This is a genomic window from Myxococcus sp. MxC21-1, assembly GCF_032612255.1.
Taxonomy (GTDB): Bacteria; Myxococcota; Myxococcia; order Myxococcales; family Myxococcaceae; genus Myxococcus; species Myxococcus virescens.
Window position 1 is genome coordinate 7,087,373 of sequence record NZ_CP123278.1, and the last position, 20,417, is coordinate 7,107,789.

The window sequence follows — 20,417 nt, forward strand, 5'->3', positions numbered from 1 at the left end:
TTCCTACGGAAGCCGAGGCAACCCTCGGGGACTTCGCGGGTCCCGCCGCATGGATGTCGATGGACGCGAACGGGTCGCTCCCCACGGGCCGAGGCAGCCCAGGCGCCGCCGCCGGAACCGTCGCATCGTCGATGTCGATGGACGCGAACGGGTCGTTCTCCGCCGGAGGCGGCGCCCCCGTGGCCATCGTTGGCATCGCCGCCGCATCATCGATGTCGATGGACGCGAACGGGTCGTCCCCACCATAAGCGGGCGGAGCAGCGGGAGGCGGAGCAGCGCCCGGGCGCATCGTCCCAAGCGCTACGGCGCCCGCGGGCGCGCCCCCGGAGCCGGCGTCACCGCGCTTCGGCGGAGCGCATTCGCAGCCGACGGCTCGGCAGGCGAAGGCGGCCCCAAGAGCTCCGAGAACGGGTCGGCCACCGGCGGCGGCGCGGCGGCGCGGCGAGCACTGGCCGGGGACACGAAGGGCGCTGCAGCCTCGGGTACGGGAGGCACGGAGCGGTCCTCCATGCCAGCGGGGCCACCCGCACCTCGGGCGCCTGCCGCTCGAGCAGGTGCGCTTCCCGGGCCGGGGGCACAGGCGCCGCGGCGGGTGGACGCCCCGAACGCTCAGGACCGCACCACGAAGGCGCCCGGCGGTGGCGCGCGGCCAACCGGCGCATCGGGCGGACGCGCGGCGGGAGGCAGCGGCAGCGACGTGATTCGCGTGGGCTCTCGGAAGACACCGTCTTCCGAGCCCAGGTCCCCGTCCATGCTGTTCCAGCTCGGCCCGGGAGGACCGGGGCGGGCAGGCATCGGCCTGCTCGCCTCGACGCCCAGCTCGAAGTAGCCCGGCTTGGTGACGTCCACCGACGTGGGGTCTGGCGCGACCCCAAATTGAGCGAAAGGGTCCACCTGCCCGCCCGAGGAGGGGGCTGGCGGCTCGCCCGGAGCGCCGGCGGCGGCCTCGCGGGTGACCCGGAACGTGTTCTGGCATTTGGTGCAGCGGACCTTGACCCCCTTCTCGGTCACCTTCTCGTCGGGGATCTTGAACCGCGTCTGGCACCGCTCACACTTGACGATCATTCAGCAGGCCCGGCTGGAAGCACGAGTATAGGACGACGGGGTAGGCACGGCGAGCCGGGTTCACGTTGCTTGCTCGCCCCCACCCCCTCTGCTACGAGAAACGCCCCTGCGAGACTCAGGCGGGGCACGTGGCTTGATGTCGAGCCCAAAAGGGGCGGAGAGACACATGAGCGAGGCTGAGCAAGCAGGCGCTCCGAGCAAGGAGCCGAAGATCATCAAGCGGTACACGAACCGGAAGCTCTACGACACCGTGGAGAGCCGATACGTCACCCTTGATGAGATCGCAGCGATGATCAAGGAGGGCACCGAGGTACGGATTGTCGACAATCGTACCAAGGAGGACCTGACCTCCGTCACCCTCGCGCAGATCATCTTCGAAGAGGAGAAGAAGAAGAACCAGATGCCGCTGTCGGTGCTGCGGGAAATCATCCGCCACCCCGGCGAGTCCATCTCCGGGTTCATCCAGAAGGAGGTCTCCCCGCGAGTCGCCTCCATCCGCGAGGAGGCCGAGTCCCGCCTCGACAAGCTCCTGCGCCGGGACGAGAACGCCCCCCGGGCAGAGGGAGAGCCCGAGGCCCCCGTCGCCGCCGCCGAGGACACCACCGCCGCAGACACCGCTGCCGCCGCGGGGCTCAGCCCGGCCGACCTGCTCAAGGCCAGCCAGCGCGCCTTCGAGGAGTGGCAGCGCCGAATCGACGAGCGCGTGAAGCACGTCGTGGAGAACCTGACCGGCAACCTGCCCGCGCTTGGCCGCGACATGGCCTCGCTCACCCAGCGCCTTGACGAGCTGGAGAAGAAGCTGGAGCAGGCCGAGCAGCAGAAGGGCCCGCCGAAGCAGGAGTAGCCGCGCCGCTTCAGGCCTTTTGTGAGGCCCGCCTCCGCTTGGGGGCGGGCTCTCCGTGCAACTCCGCGGCGATGGCGGCCAGCATCTGCGCGCCCCGGCTGCGCGGCGCGTACTCCCAGATGGTCTGCCCGTGGCTCTGGGCCTCGTCGACCTTCACGTCGTAGCCCAGCGGCGTGGCCGCCAGCGCGTCCGGGAAGTAGGCCTTCAGGCGCTCCAGAATCGCCGTGGCCAGCGCCGTCTTCCGGTACAGCGTGGGCACCACCTTCGTGACGCGGAGGTCCGGCCGCCCTTCCGCCTCGCCCACCTGGCGCACGGTGTCCGCCACCTCCGCGCAGCCATCCAGCGCCAGGTACGTCAGCGCCACCGGCACCACCACCTCGGTGGCGGCCACCAGGATGTTGCGCGTGGTGGTCCCCATGGAGGGGCGCGTCGAAGACGATGGCGTCATAGCCCGCCGCTTCCGCCGCGCGCAGGCGGTCCGCCAGCCGGTGGGCCCGGCGTTCATCCGCGGCCACCACGACGGGAAAGTCCGCCATCTCCTTGTACGCGGGCAGCACGTCCAGGCCCTCGAGGGCCGAGCGCTGGACGACGTCCTCGAAGCGCACTGACGTGTCCGTCAGCAGGTGAAACACGTTGCGCGGCAAGGTGCGCACGTCCACGCCCAGGGCCTTGCCCGCGTGGCCCTGCGTGTCCAGGTCCACCAGCAGCACCCGCAGGCCACGCTCCTTGGCCAGCCAGGCGGCGGTGTTCACCGCCAGGGTCGTCTTGCAGGTCCCACCCTTCTCATTGATGAACGCGATGCGCCTCATGCCCGGGCACTCCTCATCCACCGAGAAGGTGGCGGCTTCCGACGTGCGGACTACTTCTTCGGGGACTTCGCCGCCAGCAGCGTGTCGACCTTGCCCTCGACGGACGAGAGCAGACGCTCCAAGTCGTCCACCTTCGAACGAAGCTGCTCCAGGTCCGCGGTGGACGGCAGGTTCGCGGCGGACAGGGCCGTGCGCAGCGCGCTGTCCAGGGTGCCCTTCGCCGCCAGGGAGCGCGACACCAGCGTCTGCACCGCCGCCACGAACTTCTCGTTCGAGAGCAGCTGCTGCGCCAGCTTGCCGATGCGCTCCTCGCCCGTTTCCACGAGCTTCTTCATCACCGGGTTGTTCTTGAGCATGAAAACGCGCGTCCTCGCGAGCAAAGCCCTACCGGGCCATCTGGAAGTCTTGAAGAAAACGCCGCACTCTGCGAGGGGGCAACGCGACGTGTCAAGCAGCGCAACAAGCCGAGGCCAAACGCGTTGACTCCCGTGAACACGATTCCTACGGTTCGCCGCTCTCAACCTATGGCCGGACTACTCGACAAGCGCCTGTGGATCGTCTCCGGCAAGGGCGGAGTCGGCAAAAGCACCGTCGCAGCGGCCCTGGCCCTGCGCTCGGCGCGCGCGGGCAAGCGCACCCTGGTGTGCGAAGTGAACACCCAGGAGCGCGTCAGCCGCTTCCTGGAGCGCCCCGAGGCCGGGCCCGAAGTGGCCCAACTGGAGCAGAACCTCTGGGCCGTCAACGTGCGGCCCCAGGAGGCCATGCGTGAGTACGGCCTCATGGTTCTGCGCTTCGAGACCCTCTACAAGACGGTCTTCGAGAACCGGCTGGTGCGCCAGTTCCTCCGCTTCATCCCGTCCCTGCAGGAGCTGGTGCTGCTGGGAAAAATCATGTTCCACCTGCAGGAGAAGCTCCCGGACGGGCGCTGGCGGTTCGACACCGTCATCATGGACGCGCCAGCCACGGGCCACGCCATCTCCTTCCTCAGCGTGCCGCAGGTGCTGATTCAGACGGTGCCGCCGGGGCCCATGGCCCGCGAGGCCCAGAAGATGCGCGACCTCCTCGTGGACCCGGCGGTGACGGCCGCCGTGCTGGTGGCGCTCCCCGAGGAGATGCCGGTGAACGAGGCGCTGGAGCTCCATGCGGCGCTGCGGGACAAGGTGAGCCTGCGCACGCACGCGGCGGTGCTCAACCAAGCCTTTCCGGAGCGCTTCACCGAAGCGGACCTGGAGGCCCTGGGGGCCATCCGGAGCTGTTCGCCGTGGCCCAGGCGCACCACGACCGCGCGGCACAGGCGGTGCTCGCCGGGACGAAGCTGGAGCGCAACCTGCACGCGCCCGTCTACCCCGTCCCCCGGCTCTTCACGCCCGAGTTCGGGCGCAAGGCGATTGAACAGGTCATGGAGCACCTCGAACCTCTCGTGACGGGGGCGGCGTGAGCACGACGGCCCTGTCGCCCGCGCTGGCGGGCAAGCGCGTCCTCATCTGCGTGGGCTCCGGCGGTGTGGGCAAGACGACGGCGGCGGCCGCATTGGCCCTGCGCGCGTCGGTGGATGGGCGCTCCAGCCTGGTGTGCACCATCGACCCGGCGCGGCGGCTGGCCAACTCGCTGGGCCTCACGGCGCTGGGCAACGCGGAGACGCGCGTCCCCGCCACCGCGCTGGAGCCCCTGGGCGTCCAGCCCCGCGCGTCGCTGTACGCGATGATGCTGGACATGAAGCAGACGTGGGACGAGCTCATCACCCGCGTCGCTCCGCCCGAGCAGCGCGAGCGCATCCTGTCCAACCGCTTCTACCAGTCGCTCTCCACGGCCCTGGCGGGCAGCCAGGAATACATCTCCATGGAGAAGCTGTGGGAGCTGCGCCGCAGCAGCAACTACGAGCTCATCGTCCTGGACACGCCGCCCACCGCGCACGCGCTGGACTTCCTGGACGCGCCCAACCGCGTGCTGGACTTCCTGGACAACGACGCGGCGAAGTGGCTCCTCACTCCGGCGCTCAAGGCCGGCAAGCTGGGGATGTCCCTGTTCAACCGCGGCGGCTATGTCATGCGGGGCCTGGCCAAGTTCACCGGCACGGAGATGCTCCAGGAGCTCTCCAACTTCATGCTCGCCATCTCCTCGCTCAACGAGGGCTTTCGCGAGCGCGCCCGGGGCGTGCGCCAGCTGCTGGAGGACCCGAACACCGGCTTCGTGCTGGTGACGAGCCCCCACCCCGAGCGCATGGATGAAGCCATCCACTTCCACAAGATGCTCAAGCAGCACCGCATGGAGGTGGTGTCGCTGGTGGTCAACCGCGTGCACCCCATGCCCACGGAGGCGCTGTGGGCGGACGCGGCCACGCTGACGCCCAGCCGCCGCGCCAAGGTGGAAGAGACGCTGCGCGAGCAGCAAATCATGGCCGAGCAGGACCGCACCGGCATCAACCAGCTCCAGGCCGCCTGTCCGGGTGTCCCCATCGTCCAGGTGCCCCGCTTCGCGATGGATGTGCACGATATCTCCGCCCTGTGGCGTACCGGACGCTACCTGGTGGGCGACGAGACACTCGGCTGACCACGGCCTGGGGCCCACACGCTTCGGGCCCACTGCCGCGTTTCCCTGTTTCGCACGGTGCTTGTGCGAAACCGCCGCATTTCTTCAGTCCAGCCGTCCGCGGGAAGCAGCCGGACGGGGAAGCGCGCACAGGTCGGGCGCATTAAACTGGCGGGCCCGATGACGGTGGTGGGAACCCCTCGGTGCCCGGTGCTGTCCGGGAGGGGGGAGCCGGTCCAGGAGGATGATGTGGTGAACGGGAGAGCGCTGAAGCAGAAGCCTGTCAGCCGGTGGTGGTGGATGGCCGCGCTGGGCGTCGTCGTGTCCGGGTGCCGGACGACGGGCTCCGCCGCGCGGGAGGAGCCGCAGGCGAAGTCGCCCAGGCAGGAGCTCCACTTCGACGCGGTGACGGTGACGGCGGACCTGGAGCTGGACAAGCTCAACGACGAGGAGCTCTTCGCGGGCGGCACGTCGGCCTTCGCCGCGAACGATTTCCAACAGGCGGCGCGCTACTTCGGCCGGCTCGTGGACTTCTTCCCCGACAGCCGCCACCGCCGCGCGGCGCTCTACAACGCGGGCCTTGCCCACCAGCGCCTCAAGGAGTGGGAGGAAGCCGGTCACCGCTTCTCCGAGCTGTCGGACCCGGCCAGGGGCCAGGGGGACGCGTTGGACGCGGCCTTCCGCGTGGCGGAGGTGGACTACCACCTGGAGCGCTACGAACAGGCCTCGAAGCTGCTGGGCATCATCGCCGCGCGAGAGGACCTCCCCCTCAATCGGCGCCTCGAAGCGCAGGTCCAGCAGGGCATCTGCCAGTTGGAGAGCGGCTCGCCGGAAACCGCCGAAGTCACCCTGCGCAAGGCGCTCTCCACCTATGACGCCCTGGAGGACAAGGGCGAAGTGGACGATTACTTCCCCGCCCAGGCCCACTTCTTCATCGGTGAGCTGTACCGGCTCCACTACGAGGGTGTGAAGCTGGACCCGGCGAAGGGCGCGGACAAGCTCGCCCAGGACCTCAACTACAAAGCCGAGCTGCTCCTGTCCGCGCAGGGCCACTACCTGCGCTCCATCCGCGTGGGCAACGGCTATTGGGCCACCGCCGCGGGGACGCAGATTGGTTCGCTTTACGAGAACCTCTACGAGCACATGGTGAACTCGCCCGCCCCCGCTGAGCTGGATGCCAGCGAGGCCGAAATCTACCGGCAGGAGCTGCGGAAGAAGATTCGGGTGCTGCTCACCAAGTCCATCAACATCTACGAGCGCACGTTGGAGACGGCCGAGCGCATCGGCTCGCAGAGCACCTTCGTGGACCGCACGCGTGAGAGCCTGGCCAAGGTGAAGGCCCTGCTGCTGGCGGACGCGGAGGGCGAACCCGCGTCGGCGGCGCCCTCCTCCATGGGCGAGCCCCATACCTGAGCGCAGCAGCAACGCCCCTGGCTGGGCAGGCCGGGGCGCACGGCGTAGCCTGGGGCTTCCATGGAGCCCCTCTTCACGCCCGAGCAACTGGCGGAGATTCACGCCTTCCACCGGCCCTACTACATCCGGGCCGCAGTGGGGCCCTTCGCCAACCTGGCCCTGATGCTGCTCATGTTGGGCGTACTCGTCCAACCGCTCCACCGCCTGGCCGTGGCGGCCGCCGCGGGCCTGGAGCGGCGGCTCGGCTTCCTTCGGACGGCGCCGGTCAGCCGCGCCTTCTTCCACGCCATGGACCGGCTGTGGGGCAAGCCCGGCTGGGGCGCGGCGGTGCTCTTCGCCCTCTTCACGGACCTATTCGTGTCGCTCGTCTACCTGCCGGTGGACGTCTGGTTCAGCTACACGCTGGAGCACCGGCACGGCATGTCCACGCAGACGCCCGCCACCTTCGCCTATGACATGGTCAAGGCCCAGTTGCTGGCGGCCTTCGCCCTCTCCGCGCTCGTCATCGGCATGTTCGGCCTGGCGCGCAAGCTGCGCCAGTGGTGGCTGGTGCTGGGCGTGCCCGTGGCGCTGCTGCTCCTCGTCTCCGGGGCACTGGACCCGTATCGCAGCAGGCTCTTCTTCAACCAGAAACCACTGCCTGAGGGGCCCCTACGCACCCGCATCGTGGACCTCATGGAGCAGGCGGACATCACCTTCGCCGACGTCCTCGTGGAGGAAACCTCCGTCGCCTCGCGCCGGCTGCAAGCCTACTTCGCCGGGCAGGGCCCCACGCGCACCATCGTCCTCAACGACATCATCCTCAAGGAGCTCTCGGAGGACGAAGTGCTGGCCGCGGTGGCACACGAAGCGGGCCATGTGAACGAGTCGAAGTGGCCCGCCCGCATCGCCTCATCGCTGATGCTGGTGGCCCTGCTCTTCGCGCTCGACCGCCTCTTGCGCCTGTCCGCGTCGCGGGGCTGGTTCGGCGCCACCCACTTCGCGGACATCCGCAACCTGCCCCTCATCTCCCTGCTCTTCTTCCTCCTCGTGCTGACGGCCAAGCCCATCTCGGGCGCCTTCTCCCGGGAACGTGAGCGTGAAGCGGACCGCTATGCCCTGCGGCTCACGGGTGACGTGGACGCCTTCCGGCGCATGCTGGTGAAGGCCGCGCGCGTCAACAAGATGGACCCCGAGCCCCCCCGCTGGGTCGTCCTCAAGGGCATGAGCCATCCGCCCATCGGTGAACGGATTGCGTCGCTTCCCACGCCCTGAAACAGCGGTCGACAGGTGGGCTCCCCCCTCCCCTTCCGGCCACGCCTCTTCCCCGAGCCCACCCGCCGACTGCCTCCACCCGGCCACTCCCCGACAGCCGGGTGGCCCCACTCCCCCGACTCCGCCGCTACGGCTGCGAGTCCTCCTTCAGCTTCTCCACCGCCACCAAGGTGATGGCCTTCACCAGCGCCCGCGCCCGGCGGCCGCCCGCCGTCTCGCCATGCGGGTCCGCCTCCACCGCGTTCGCCAGGTCGGTGAAGCCCTGGCGCTCCCCTTGCGGAGGTAGAGCTCCCCCCGGTTGGCCAGCGCCACCGGGTTGTCGGGCTCACGCTCCAGCGCGGCGCTGTACTCGGCGATGGCGTCATCCAGCTTGCCCAGCTTCTGGTACACGGTGCCCAACGCCGCCCGCGCCGCCGCGTCCTTCGGGTTTCCCTCCACCAGGCCTTCGAAGAGGATGCGGGCTTCCTCCAGACGTCCCGCCGCCGCCAGGTCACACCCCACCTGGGCAATGGCCTTCGCTTCCTCGAAGGTCATCCCCTCCACTTCGGCCCACGTCGCCTCTCCCCGGGCAAACGCCTTCAAGCCCTGCACCGCGCCGCGCTGCATCCGCATGGCCACCGCTCCCTCGTGTTTGATGATGCGTCCCATGACGGCTCAGGCGCTCCGCAGGTTGGAGATGGCCGTCTTCGCCATCTCGTGGAACTTCGAGGACATGTTGCTCATCAGGTCGAACATCGCCTTGCGCTTCTCCACCAGCCGCTGAAGGCGCAACTCCAGCTCCTGCATGCTGCTCTCCAGCTTCGCGCCCGCCTTCCGGTCCGCCTCACCGTTGCCCAGCGAGGCGCGCTGGTCGCGCACGTTCGCCATCTGCGCCATCACGTCGAGAATCTCCTCGTCCGTGTCGCTGGAGATGGACATCAAGATGGCTTGAATCTTGTCCTCGATGCTCATGTTGGGGTTGTCGACGATGCTCCGCACATTCGACGAAGCGCCGCCCACCGGCCGGCTCCCGCCAGCGCCACTCGCGGGCTGCGTTCCGGATGACGCCTGCGCCGCGTCCGCCTGTCGCAGCGCCGCCGTGACATCCGGCCGGCCCACGATGCCGTCCCGCCGCCCCACGCCCGCGGCCATCTCCAGCCGGTCGTAGTAGGCGGGGTGGTCCTTGAAGAACTGCGCGGCGCGCTTCAGCGTCGACGATGCGCCCGGGCTTTTCAGGATGGCGTCCAGGTTGTCGCGCGTGAGCAGGTTGTCCCGGGCCCCCACCGCGGTATCGAAGGTGTCCCAGTTCTCGCTCAGCACGCGCAAGGCGTCGTGGTACTCGTGGAAGTCCGGGTCCAGCGGGCTCGGCGCCGACGTCGGCGGGCTGCCCGACACAGGCGAGGAGCCACCGCCGCCGGACGTGCCGCCCGTCCCCGGCGCCGTCGTGCCACCACCGCCGGGCGTGCATCCCGTCCCGGGAGGCGTCGTGCCACCGCTTCCAGGGCGCACGGGCCGGCCATACCGCGCGAACTCCGCATCCACCGCCTTGAGCTCGCGCTGGAGGTCCTGCACCGAGAAGGTGTCGAGGTTGTACAGCGGCGAGAAGACGCCAATCCTCGCCAACGGCCCCTGCCGGTCGAGCCGCTCGAAGAGAGCCGTGTTCTCCACCATGAAGCGGGCCGCGTCCCGCAGTTGGGGAGACAGGCTGGCGTCCGTGGAGATGCGCTGCAGGTCTTTCTTCGACAGCGAGCCGTTCTTCTTGCCATCCAGCAGGTCCAACTGCTGGAAGTTCGCCTCCAGCACCTTCAAGGCGTCCGAGTAGTCGAGCATCTTCGGGTCCAGCGGACTGCTGCCCGGATTCAGGATGGGCGACGAGGACGCGGAGGGCGCGTAGCCACTGCCGGCCTTCGAGCTGCCCGAGGAGGACGCGTGGTACTCCGTCTTCGCGGGCGGGTTCTTCGACAGCTCCTGCGCCACGCCCATGGCGCCGCTGGCCGCCAGCATGACGTTGCCCGTCGCGGCCCCCGCCGCGGCCTTGATGGAGTTGGTGATGAGCGGCGGCAATCCCAGCGCGTTGCCCGCGAAATCCACCGCGGTGGACATGGGGCCAGCCAGCAGGTTGGCCGCACCTTTGAGGAAGTCGAGCATGAACCCTCTCGCGCGACGGGGTTGAAGTGGACGCCGCGCAGTCGTCCTTCGGACGGGACCGCTGGATTGCAGCGGCGGTGCCGTCCGTGGGCGTGAGAGGCACCCAGCGAATTCCGGCGGTTAGCACTCACCGAAGCAGGGGCACGTCCCCAGGCGCGGACGGAGCGGTCCACGACGAAGGATTGCGGTTAAGTTCCGCGGCATGCGCACCATGGGCCTGGACCTGGGCACCAAAACCATTGGAGTGGCCGTCTCGGACGGACTGGGCCTCACGGCTCAAGGCGTCACCACCGTTCGCCGCACGTCGCTCAAGGCGGACCTCGCGGCGCTGGCCACCGTCGCGAACGAAAACGAGGTGACCCACGTCGTGCTGGGCCTGCCACTCAACATGGACGGCAGTGAGGGCCCGCGCGCCGAGGCGTCCCGGAAGTTCGCGGACACCCTGGCCCAGTCGCTGGGGGTGACGGTGGAGCTCTGGGACGAGCGGCTGTCGACCGTGGCCGCCACACGGACCCTGCTCGAGGCGGACGTCAGCCGGGCCCGCCGCCGGGAGGTCATCGACCAGGTGGCCGCGCAGTTCATCCTCCAGGGATGGCTGGATGCCCACCGGCCGCCGGATACCGACTATCACCCCGACGACTACGACTCGGAGCCCTGAGGGGCTTGAGGGCCCCTCCAGGTCACCACACTACGGCTGACGCCGGTACACGTGCAGCGGCGCGGTGAAGCCATCCAGCTTCTGGTAGGCCACGCCGTCCAGCACCAGCGAGCGCTCCTCCAGCTTCACGCCCGCGGCCTTCGCCAGCTCACCACCGTCGAAGCGAACCAGCACCTCCGGACGGGCCTCCTGCATGCGCTGGCGGAAGGTGTCCCAGCGCACGCGCGCCAGCCGCTCCTCGGGGAGGCCGGAGAAGAAGGCCAGCTGCAGGTCCATGTAGTTCGGGTCGATGTCGAGCGCGGCGGCCCCACCCTTGGCGGCGACCTCCGCCTTCAGGAACTTCGCCACCTGCATCAGCGCCACGGGATTCGTGGACGTGGGGCTGATGGGGCGCATCGTGGTCTGCAGCGGCCCATCTGCACGGAACGTGTAGATGCCGATTGTCACCGGCACGGCCACGGCGACCAGCACCGTCACGCCCGCCAGGGCCTTGCGCAGCGCGGGCCCTCCACGCGTCGCCACCAGCCCGGCGAAGCCGAAGGCCACGAAGACGGGGAGCAGCGCGACCTGCGTCACCGTGAAGCGGCCCAGCGGAACGAAGGTCAGCAGCACCGCCGCCCGGAAGGTGAAGTAGGCAGCCGGAAGCACCGCCGCGGCCACCAACCAGCGCGTGTCCGGACGCGAGCGCCACGCGCGAACCATGCCCGCCATGCCCAGCAGCGCGACGAGAGGCGACAGCGTGAGCAAGGCGATGCCGGGCCAGAACCCCAACTGCTGCAGCCGCCAGAGCACGTTCGACCCCGAGCCCAGGGACGACTTCACCCAGTTACGGTGGAAGTCCTCCACTGCCGTCACCGGGAAGAACGGGTTGCCGTGCATCAGCTCATTTCCCTGCATCCACAACAGGGGGAACGGCAGGCACACCAGGCCGAAGCCCACGGCCCGGGTCAGCGACACGACCTTGTCCTGGCTGCTGAAGCACAGCGCCACCGTGAGCAGCGGGATGTACATCCACGCGTCGTAGCGAAGCGCGCACGCCAGGTTGAGCATCAACGCCGCCTGGAACAGGGGCAGGAAGCGGTTGACATCCACGCCCTCCGCGTACAGCGCGAAGGTGGCCAGCATGAAGAAGAGGGACACCGCCTCGCTGCTGGCCGTGGTGGAGAACTGCATGTGCATGCCCCACGCCGCGAAGGACAGGCCAGCCACCACGCCCGCGCGCCAGCCGAAAAGGCGGCGCGTCAGCGCGAACAGCGGCACCACCGACAGCACGCCGAACAGCAGGCTCACCACACGGCCCGCGACCTCCCGGTCGAACACCGACAGCGCCGCGCCCACCAGGTACATGTGCAGCGGACCGAACTGGTAGGCCCCGTCCCCGTAGGCGGTGATGAGGTGCGGCGCCCGCAGCCAGCGCTCCGCCAGCTCCGTGCGGACCACCGCGTCACCGAAGAGGTTCTCGTTGACGAAGAACACGCCCAGCCGCGGCACCAGCGCCGCCACCAGCAACAGCCCGACGAGCAGCCGGGTGCCTGGCTCGTGCTGAGGGGCAGGCACCGCCGACAGGCCAGGTGCGTGGGGAGGCGAAACGGAGAAGGGGGCGGGGGCGGTGGCCATGACGCGCGGCAGGATACGCAGGCACGGCCCAAAGCCAAGCCAACGCCCATAGTTCCCTTGCTCGGGGAGCGCGGCCGACTTCACGGTGCGCGAACCTGCTCCCCTTCCGATATCCAGGGGGCTGCAATCATTTCAGGATGCGCAGGGGCCAAGGGGCTGCCGGACTCCAGCGTCACCCGCGTGCGGCGGACCACCTCCAGCCGCCGGGGGCCCTGCGTCCCCAGTTCGGCGCGCGACGTGTAGAGGACCTCCAGCCGCTCGGGAAATGGGCGGCGCAGGTCGAAACGCAGCTCGCCTTCGGCCCTGGGAGCCGGCGGACCTTCCGCTCCCTGGGACTGGAGGAGGAAGCGCACCCGGCCGCGGGCTCCTTCCAGCTCCACCAGCTCATAGGTGATGACGGCCAGCCCTTCCTCCTGGGCTCGCGCCACGACCCAGCGCGCTCCCGCGCCCACCGGCTCTTCCGGAAGCCGTGGGGTGACGAGCCAGTCCGAGGACAGCGCCGCCCGCACCAGGCTGCTCAATGCCGCGGAAGCCCCGGGCCCCAGTTGCACCCATGCCTGAACCGGCGCCCCCCGATTGGAGAGCACCACGGCGCCATCCCGGCCACTCGCCGCGCCCAGTTCCTCCGCCAACCGCCACGCGGGCTCCATCCCCTCATCGTCCACGGCGCGGACCTCGGGACGCCCCACCCGCACGTGGTAACGCGCCTGTCCCCTCCCGGCCCCTGCCTGCCATTCCACGTAGAGCGGCACCGAGACCTCGGGGCCATACTCCGTTCGCAGCTCGCGGCCGGTCCCCACGCCCAGCACCGTCTCAACCTCGGGAGAGACAGACACCACCATGCCCTGGCCCCACCCTGGCCGCTGCTCCAGCCGCAGCGCGCGGCGAGGTGAACGCCCTGCATCGAGCAGAGCCGTCGCCACCACGCGTCCTTCCGCAGGAGGGACTGTTGCCTGGACCCATGCGCCAAGAAGACAGGTTGCGACGAGCAGGACGGGCACCAGGAGGCTCCAAGGAAGGACAGGCGCCATGCCCCCATTGCATACGCCATGCTCGGAGGTCTTCCTCTCGTGCACGCCCCCGAGCCGTCCAGAATGGGAGACCCTTCGAGTGAAGCAGGGGCTGCGCCGCGCCAGACGCGGATGCGCCGTGTCGCGTTTCATTCACAGCAAAGCGCGCCTGCGACAAGCCACCTTCCGCAGGCCTTGATGTCTCATGCGATGAGCGTGAATACGGGCGACAAGCCGCCTGCCGGCAAGCTTTGAGGTTCCATCCGGCTTCTGGCGGCACCTCTTCGAGCCACGGGTCGCCTTCCTACACGCCCTGATGTCTCACTCGGCATGCCTGGTGACGACGAGCCCCTGGACCACGGGCCCCCTTCCCGCCTGCCCGATACCTGGCATGGCATGCGCGATGTCCGTCGCGCCTCGCCGTGACGTGAGCGGCGCATCATCCCGTTGTCACCTCATGGGACGCGCGTCCGGCGCACGACACTCACCCGGTACCCGACGCCCATCCCGCACGACCGCTCGCCTGCTTTCATGCATGCGACGCCAGCCTCGTCCGTGAAGGCTCCGCGCCGACATGTGGAGTGAAAGGGCACGCTGCCCCACAACCCACACGAGCATTGCTGCTGCCGGGCGCCGGGGAAATGACCGTTCAGGCGTTCACTACCCTTCGTGCAGCCGGTGTGCGCCTACCCCCGTGGGCGAGGGCCCTTATAATCAAGATGCCTTTTCACCCCGTGGAGGGGGTGCGCTTTCGGGCGTTCCACCCCTGACACGAGCGTAACGCGCGGTCCCACTCCGCGGCGGGGTCCCGAAGGGGCAGCAGGGCTGTCGTGCCTGGGACCTCGTCGGGGTGGGTGTGGAATGGCAGTCATGCCCTCCAGGTTGACCATTTTGGCCCCCCTGTCGGCGCGGCTTTCCGCGTCCCCGGGTGGCTCCGAGGGAGAGACATGAAGGACGCTGAGAAGGGTTCGTGGGTCTCCAGAATCGCTGCGTTGCAGGACGTGAAGACCTACGCGGAGCTCAACTGGGAAGGCTCGTTCGAGGAGTACCTCGAAATCGTCCGGCAGAACCCCAAGGTCACCCGCACCGCCTTCCAGAGGATCTACGACATGATCCTCAGCCACGGAAAGACGGAGTACATCGACAACAAGAAGAAGCTCATCCGCTACCACTTCTTCAGCGACGAGAAGTTCGGCGGCCGTGACGCCATCTTCGGGCTCGATGTCCCGCTCATGAAGCTGGTCAACGTCTTCAAGTCCGCGGCCCAGGGCTACGGCACCGAGAAGCGCGTCATCCTCCTCCATGGCCCCGTGGGCTCGTCCAAGTCCACCATCGCGCGCCTGCTGAAGAAGGGCACGGAGGACTACTCCAAGACGCCGGAGGGCGCCGCGTACACCTTCTCCTGGCTCACCGACAAGAAGGGCTCGGACGGCGCCCCGGTGAAGGAGAAGATGAAGTGCCCGATGAACGAGGAGCCGCTCAACCTCATCCCCCGGGAGTGGCGTTCCAAGATCTACGCCGAGCTGTCGCCGCCCGAGTCCGGCTACACCATTCCAGATGGCTCCGAGCTGTGCCCCGCCTGCCGCTTCGTCTTCAAGGACCTGATGACGCAGTACCAGGGCGACTTCGCCAAGGTCATGAGCCACATCCGCGTCAACCGGCTCGTCTTCAGCGAGAAGGACCGCGTGGGCATCGGCACCTTCCAGCCCAAGGACGAGAAGAACCAGGACTCCACCGAGCTCACCGGTGACATCAACTACCGGAAGATCGCCGAGTACGGCTCCGACTCCGACCCGCGCGCCTTCAACTTCGACGGCGAGTTCAACATCGCCAACCGCGGCATCATCGAGTTCGTCGAGGTGCTGAAGCTGGACGTCGCGTTCCTCTACGACCTGCTCGGCGCGTCGCAGGAGCACAAGATCAAGCCGAAGAAGTTCCCGCAGACGGACATCGACGAGGTCATCCTCGGCCACACCAACGAGCCCGAGTACAAGAAGCTCGAGAACAACGAGTTCATGGAGGCCCTGAGAGATCGCACGGTGAAGATTGACGTCCCGTACATCACCAAGCTGTCCGAAGAGGTGAAGATCTACGAGAAGGACTTCAACTCCCGCGCCATCAAGGGCAAGCACATCGCTCCGCACACGCTGGAGATGGCCGCCATGTGGGCCGTGCTCACGCGCCTGGAGGAGCCCAAGAAGCACAACCTGTCGCTGCTCCAGAAGCTCAAGCTCTACAACGGCAAGACGCTCCCGAACTTCACCGAGGACAACATCAAGGAGCTGCGCAAGGAGAGCAACCGCGAGGGCCTGGAAGGCATCTCCCCGCGCTACATCCAGGACAAGATCTCCAACGCCCTGGTGAGCGACAAGGGCGAGGGCTGCATCAACCCCTTCATGGTCCTCAACGAGTTGGAGGCCGGCCTCAAGACGCACTCCCTCATCAACAGCGAGGACACTCGCAAGGGGATGAAGGAGCTGCTCACGTCCGTGAAGCAGGAGTACGAGGACATCGTCAAGAACGAGGTCCAGCGCGCCATCTCCGCGGACGAGGACGCCATCGCCAAGCTGTGCGGCAACTACATCGACAACATCAAGGCCTACACCCAGAAGGAGAAGGTCAAGAACAAGTACACCGGCCTCTACGAGGAGCCCGATGAGCGGCTGATGCGGTCCATCGAGGAGAAGATCGACATCCCCGATACCCGCAAGGACGACTTCCGCCGCGAAATCATGAACTACATCGGCGCGCTCGCGGTGGAGGGGAAGACCTTCAACTACCGGACCAACGAGCGGCTCCACAAGTCGCTGGAGCTGAAGCTGTTCGAGGACCAGAAGGACAGCATCAAGCTCAAGAACCTGGTGTCCTCCGTCGTCGACAAGGAGACGCAGGAGAAGATCGACCTGGTGAAGGACCGGATGATGAAGAACTACGGCTACTGCGAAATCTGCTCCACGGACGTGCTGAACTTCGTGGCCAGCATCTTCGCCCGCGGCGACGCGAAGGAGTAACACCAGAGAGGGGCGAGCCGTCGTGACCTTGAAGATCCACCAGGACCACTCCCGCTTCAAACAGATCGTCCGGGGGAAGATCAAAGCCAACCTGCGCAAGTACGTGCAGAAGGGCGAGATGATTGGGAAGAAGGGGAAGGACGCCATCTCCATCCCCATCCCCTTCATCGACATCCCCCGCTTCAAGTACGGCCACAAGGAACAGGGTGGCGTCGGGCAGGGTGACGGCGAGGTCGGCCAGCAGCTCGGGCCCGGGGCGGTGGAGCCCGGGGAGGGCAAGCAGGCCGGCCAGGGCGAAGGCGACCACGCCATGGAGGTGGACGTCACGCTCGACGAGCTCGCCCAGATTCTGGGCGAGGAGCTGCAGCTGCCCAACATCGAGCGGCGGCAGAACGAGCGCATCATCACCCAGAAGATCCGCTACACCGGCGTCAACACCACCGGCCCGGAGTCGCTGCGGCACTTCAAGCGGACCTTCAAGCAGGCGCTGCGGCGGCAGATTGCCGCTGGCACGTATGACCCGGCGCGGCCCGTCATCATCCCCACGCGCGAGGACCGCCGCTACCGCAGCTACAAGCTCCAGGACCTGCCCGAAACGAACGCGGTCATCATCTACATGATGGACGTGTCCGGCTCCATGGGTGACGAGCAGAAAGAGATCGTCCGCATCGAGAGCTTCTGGCTCGATACGTGGCTGCGCCACCAATACAAGGGCCTGGAGGCGCGCTACATCATCCACGACGCGGTGGCGCGCGAGGTGGACCGCGACACGTTCTTCCACACCCGCGAGTCCGGCGGGACGATGATTTCCAGCGCCTACAAGCTCTGCCGGGACATCATCCTGGCGGACTACCCGAAGAGCGCGTGGAACATCTACCCGTTCCACTTCAGCGACGGGGACAACTGGAGCGCGGACGACACGCGGCAGTGCATTGAGATGCTGCGCAACGACGTGCTGCCCAACGTCAACCAGTTCGCCTACGGCCAGGTGGAGTCCCCCTACGGCAGCGGCCAGTTCATCAAGGATTTGCGCGAGGCGGTGGGGGACACGCCCAACGTCGCGCTGAGCGAAATCGCGGACAAGGACGCCATCTACGCGTCCATCAAGGACTTCCTCGGCAAGGGCCGCTGACTTCAGCGGTCCTTTCCCACCGGAGCGACTGCCCGATGCCCAAGAGCCTCCCCCCTCGCCTCGCCTCGCTCCGTGACGAAATCCATGGCTACGCCAAGGAGTTCGGCCTGGACTTCTTCGACACCCACTTCGAGATGGTGTCCTACGACGAGATGAACATGGTGGCCGCCTACGGCGGCTTTCCCACCCGCTATCCCCACTGGCGCTGGGGCATGGAGTACGAGCAGCTCGCCAAGGGCTACGAGTACGGGCTGAGCAAGATCTACGAGCTCGTCATCAACAACGACCCTTGCTACGCCTACTTGATGGAGAGCAACCCGGAGGTGGACCAGAAGCTCGTCATGGCCCACGTCTACGGCCATTGCGACTTCTTCAAGAACAACTTCTCCTTCCGGCACACCAACCGCCGGATGATTGATGAGATGGCCAACCACGCCACGCGGGTGCGGCGCTGGGTGGACAAGATTGGCGTGGAGAAGGTCGAGGACTTCATCGACCGGACGCTGAGCCTGGAGAACCTCATCGACCAGCACGCGCCGCACATCCGGCGCAACCCGGACCCGAAGAAGGCCGAGGACGAGCTCAAGGCCAACGAGCGCGTGGAGGGCTTCAAGGTGGGCCGCGAATACATGCGCGGCTACATCAACCCGTCCGAGTTCCTCGACTCACAGCGCAAGAAGGTGGAGGACGAGAAGCAGCGCGCCAAGAAGTTCCCCGAGCGCCCCCAGCGCGACGTGTTGCTCTTCCTGCTGGAAGAGGCGCCGCTGGAACCGTGGGAGGCGGACATCCTCGCGATTCTGCGCGACGAGGCCTACTACTTCGCGCCCCAGGGCCAGACGAAAATCATGAACGAGGGGTGGGCCAGCTACTGGCACTCCACCATCATGACGCGCCGGGCGCTCAAGGACGACGAAATCATCGACTACGCGGACCACCACTCCGGCACCATGGGGACCCGCCCTGGCGCCATCAACCCGTACAAGCTCGGCATCGAGCTGTGGCGCGACATCGAGGAGCGGTGGAACAAGGGCCGCTTCGGCAAGGAATGGGACGAGTGCGATGATTTGCGCGCGCGCCGCTCCTGGGACAAGAAGCTGGGCGCCGGCCGCGAGAAGATCTTCGAGGTCCGCAAGCACTACAACGACATCACCTTCATCGACACGTTCCTGACGCCCGAGTTCGCGATGGAGCAGAAGCTCTTCGTGTACGGCTTCAACGACAAGCGCAACTCGTGGGAGATCCTCGACCGCGAGTTCAAGAAGGTGAAGAACAAGCTCCTCCAGGGACTCACCAACTTCGGCCAGCCCATCATCGAGGTGGTGGACGGCAACTTCGAGAACCGCAGCGAACTGCTGCTGGCGCACCGCCACGACGGACAGGACCTCAAGGGCGACTACGCCCGCGAGACGCTGCGCAACCTCCAGTCCCTGTGGCGCCGGCCCGTCAACATCCTCACGCGGTACGACAACAAGGGCGTCATTCTGCGCTTCGACGGGCAGAGCCACTCCGAGCGGAAGGTGGAACTCTGAGCAGCCGTGCCCGGCCCCGGGCGGTGCGCCGGAGCCCCTGAGGACACCGGGTGGGCAGCGTCTCCCGCTGGGGGCGCAGGGAGGCCGGGCCAGGCGCTCCTCGGAGACTTCAAGCAGCCAGGCAGCCGAGCCCGGAAATTTCCCGGCCCTTCGCTGGGCGAGCGCCAGGGTGTCCACTACACTCGGCCGCCGCCCCATGAGAATCGCTCCCCTGCTCTGCCTGGCCGCCGCGCTGCTGGCTTCGACGTCCGAAGCCGCGGTCCGTCACGTCATCAAGAACCGCCGTATCGAGCCGAACCAGACGCTCGCGAAGGCGCTGCACGACGCGCAGCTCCCGGACGCGCAGGTGGCCGCCGTCATCTCCGCGCTCGAGGGCGTGTTCGACTTCCGCAAGTCGCGCGTGGGCGACCAGCTGCGGCTCGTCATCCGCGACGGGGAGCTGGACTTCTTCGACTACCGCCAGAGCATGGTGGACGAGTGGCAGGTCCGCCGCGACGGCGAGAAGTACGTGGGCAGCAAGCGCGCCATCGAGGTGGAGAAGCAGGTCGCCGTGGTGGCGCTGGAAATCCAGTCGTCGCTGTACGAGGCGGCGGTGGCCGCCGGCGAGGACCCGGCCATCGGCATGGTGCTGGCGGACGTGTTCGCCTGGGACATCGACTTCTACCGTGACGTGCGCAAGGGCGACACGGCGCGCGCGCTGGTGGAGAAGTTCGTCTCCAAGGGCCGCCTGCTGCGCTACGGCGACGTGCTGGCGGCGACGTACGCGGGCGGGCTCGTGGGCAACAAGAAGGTGTACCGCTACGTGCTCCCGGACGGGCAGCCCAACTACTTCAACGAGGAGGGCGCCAGCGCGAAGAAGACCTTCCTCAAGACACCCCTGAAGTACGCCAACGTCACCAGCCGCTTCGGCTCGCGCTTCCACCCGGTGCTCAAGTACCTCAAGGCCCACAATGGCGTGGACTACGGCACCCCCATCGGCACCCCGGTGTGGGCGGTGGCGGACGGCACGGTGACGCAGGCGGGCTACGCGGGCGCCGCCGGCAACATGGTGGTCATCCGCCACGCCAACGGCTTCGAGACGCAGTACATGCACCTGTCGCGCTTCGGCGAAGGCGTCCGCGCGGGCGCCCGCGTGCGGCAGAAGCAGGTCATCGCCTACTCCGGCAACACCGGCCGCTCCACCGGGCCGCACCTGCACTTCGGGCTCAAGCGCAACGGCCAGTACACCAACCCGCTCAACCAGCAGTTCCCCCGCGCGGACCCACTGCCCAAGGAGCTGCTGCCGGACTTCCTCGCCAAGGCGCAGGAGCTGACGGGGCAGATGGAGGCCGTGTCCGTGGCCGCCGTCGCCGGGCAGGCCGCGGCCATGCCGTGACGCGGTGACGCCGTGCGCGTCCCCTCCGTGGGACGCGCGCCGCG

Annotated in this window: 14 protein-coding genes and 3 pseudogenes; 10 read left to right on the forward strand and 7 right to left on the reverse strand. The window is 67.8% G+C overall.

What is annotated here, in order from left to right; all coding sequences use genetic code 11:
* Positions 1-609 precede the first annotated feature (609 nt).
* Positions 610-1,065: a zinc-ribbon domain-containing protein gene (locus QEG98_RS31475; protein ID WP_316563916.1), complete on the reverse strand. Its 456-nt coding sequence runs from the start codon at positions 1,063-1,065 to the stop codon at positions 610-612.
* 166 nt (positions 1,066-1,231) lie between these two features.
* On the opposite strand from QEG98_RS31475, the gene QEG98_RS31480 reads away from it, so the two are divergent.
* Entirely contained in the window at positions 1,232-1,909 is a 678-nt protein-coding gene (locus tag QEG98_RS31480) for a polyhydroxyalkanoate synthesis regulator DNA-binding domain-containing protein (protein WP_090490362.1), read from the forward strand.
* Between the two features lie 10 nt (positions 1,910-1,919).
* On the opposite strand, the pseudogene QEG98_RS31485 reads toward QEG98_RS31480, so the two are convergent.
* Both QEG98_RS31485 and QEG98_RS31490 read right to left on the reverse strand, forming a co-directional pair.
* A pseudogene (locus QEG98_RS31485) lies at positions 1,920-2,718 on the reverse strand (ParA family protein).
* A gap of 50 nt (positions 2,719-2,768) precedes the next feature.
* Positions 2,769-3,074 carry a hypothetical protein gene (locus QEG98_RS31490; protein WP_020478456.1) on the reverse strand — a complete coding sequence of 102 codons (306 nt, stop codon included), beginning with the start codon at positions 3,072-3,074 and terminating at the stop codon, positions 2,769-2,771.
* A 168-nt stretch (positions 3,075-3,242) separates the two neighbouring features.
* Here QEG98_RS31490 and QEG98_RS31495 point away from each other — a divergent pair.
* From QEG98_RS31495 to QEG98_RS31510, 4 genes and pseudogenes are all read left to right on the forward strand, one after another.
* Positions 3,243-4,156, forward strand: a pseudogene (locus tag QEG98_RS31495) (ArsA family ATPase).
* Positions 4,153-5,268: an ArsA family ATPase gene (locus QEG98_RS31500; protein ID WP_090490364.1), complete on the forward strand. Its 1,116-nt coding sequence runs from the start codon at positions 4,153-4,155 to the stop codon at positions 5,266-5,268. Before QEG98_RS31495 ends, QEG98_RS31500 begins: the two are co-directional and overlap by 4 nt.
* Positions 5,269-5,547: 279 nt before the next feature.
* Positions 5,548-6,660, forward strand: a complete 1,113-nt coding sequence (locus QEG98_RS31505; RefSeq protein ID WP_186817841.1) for a tetratricopeptide repeat protein — start codon at positions 5,548-5,550, stop codon at positions 6,658-6,660.
* 60 nt (positions 6,661-6,720) lie between these two features.
* Positions 6,721-7,914 (forward strand): M48 family metalloprotease, encoded by a 1,194-nt coding sequence (locus tag QEG98_RS31510; protein ID WP_316563917.1) that lies wholly within the window; start codon positions 6,721-6,723, stop codon positions 7,912-7,914.
* A gap of 127 nt (positions 7,915-8,041) precedes the next feature.
* On the opposite strand, the pseudogene QEG98_RS31515 reads toward QEG98_RS31510, so the two are convergent.
* Both QEG98_RS31515 and QEG98_RS31520 read right to left on the reverse strand, forming a co-directional pair.
* Positions 8,042-8,562: pseudogene (locus QEG98_RS31515) on the reverse strand (tetratricopeptide repeat protein).
* Positions 8,563-8,568: 6 nt separating this feature from the next.
* Positions 8,569-10,041, reverse strand: coding sequence for a hypothetical protein (locus QEG98_RS31520; protein ID WP_316563918.1), 1,473 nt, complete (start codon positions 10,039-10,041; stop codon positions 8,569-8,571).
* A 202-nt stretch (positions 10,042-10,243) separates the two neighbouring features.
* Here QEG98_RS31520 and ruvX point away from each other — a divergent pair, with 202 nt between their 5' ends.
* Positions 10,244-10,699 (forward strand): Holliday junction resolvase RuvX, encoded by a 456-nt coding sequence (gene ruvX, locus QEG98_RS31525; RefSeq protein WP_316563919.1) that lies wholly within the window; start codon positions 10,244-10,246, stop codon positions 10,697-10,699.
* 30 nt (positions 10,700-10,729) lie between these two features.
* Here the strand turns inward: ruvX and QEG98_RS31530 are convergent, their stop codons facing one another.
* Together QEG98_RS31530 and QEG98_RS31535 are read right to left on the reverse strand one after the other, a co-directional pair.
* Positions 10,730-12,316: an ArnT family glycosyltransferase gene (locus QEG98_RS31530; protein WP_316563920.1), complete on the reverse strand. Its 1,587-nt coding sequence runs from the start codon at positions 12,314-12,316 to the stop codon at positions 10,730-10,732.
* A gap of 80 nt (positions 12,317-12,396) precedes the next feature.
* Positions 12,397-13,242: a hypothetical protein gene (locus QEG98_RS31535; protein ID WP_316563921.1), complete on the reverse strand. Its 846-nt coding sequence runs from the start codon at positions 13,240-13,242 to the stop codon at positions 12,397-12,399.
* A gap of 1,031 nt (positions 13,243-14,273) precedes the next feature.
* On the opposite strand from QEG98_RS31535, the gene QEG98_RS31540 reads away from it, so the two are divergent.
* From QEG98_RS31540 to QEG98_RS31555, 4 genes are all read left to right on the forward strand, one after another.
* On the forward strand, positions 14,274-16,337 hold the full coding sequence (locus QEG98_RS31540; protein ID WP_090490372.1) for a PrkA family serine protein kinase: 2,064 nt from the start codon (positions 14,274-14,276) through the stop codon (positions 16,335-16,337).
* A 22-nt stretch (positions 16,338-16,359) separates the two neighbouring features.
* A complete protein-coding gene (locus QEG98_RS31545) occupies positions 16,360-17,469 on the forward strand; it encodes a DUF444 family protein (RefSeq protein WP_090490373.1) in 1,110 nt (369 codons plus the stop codon).
* A gap of 35 nt (positions 17,470-17,504) precedes the next feature.
* Positions 17,505-18,998 (forward strand): SpoVR family protein, encoded by a 1,494-nt coding sequence (locus QEG98_RS31550; RefSeq protein ID WP_141591410.1) that lies wholly within the window; start codon positions 17,505-17,507, stop codon positions 18,996-18,998.
* Between the two features lie 196 nt (positions 18,999-19,194).
* A complete protein-coding gene (locus QEG98_RS31555; protein ID WP_186817839.1) occupies positions 19,195-20,373 on the forward strand; it encodes a M23 family metallopeptidase in 1,179 nt (392 codons plus the stop codon).
* The last annotated feature ends 44 nt before the right edge of the window (positions 20,374-20,417 follow it).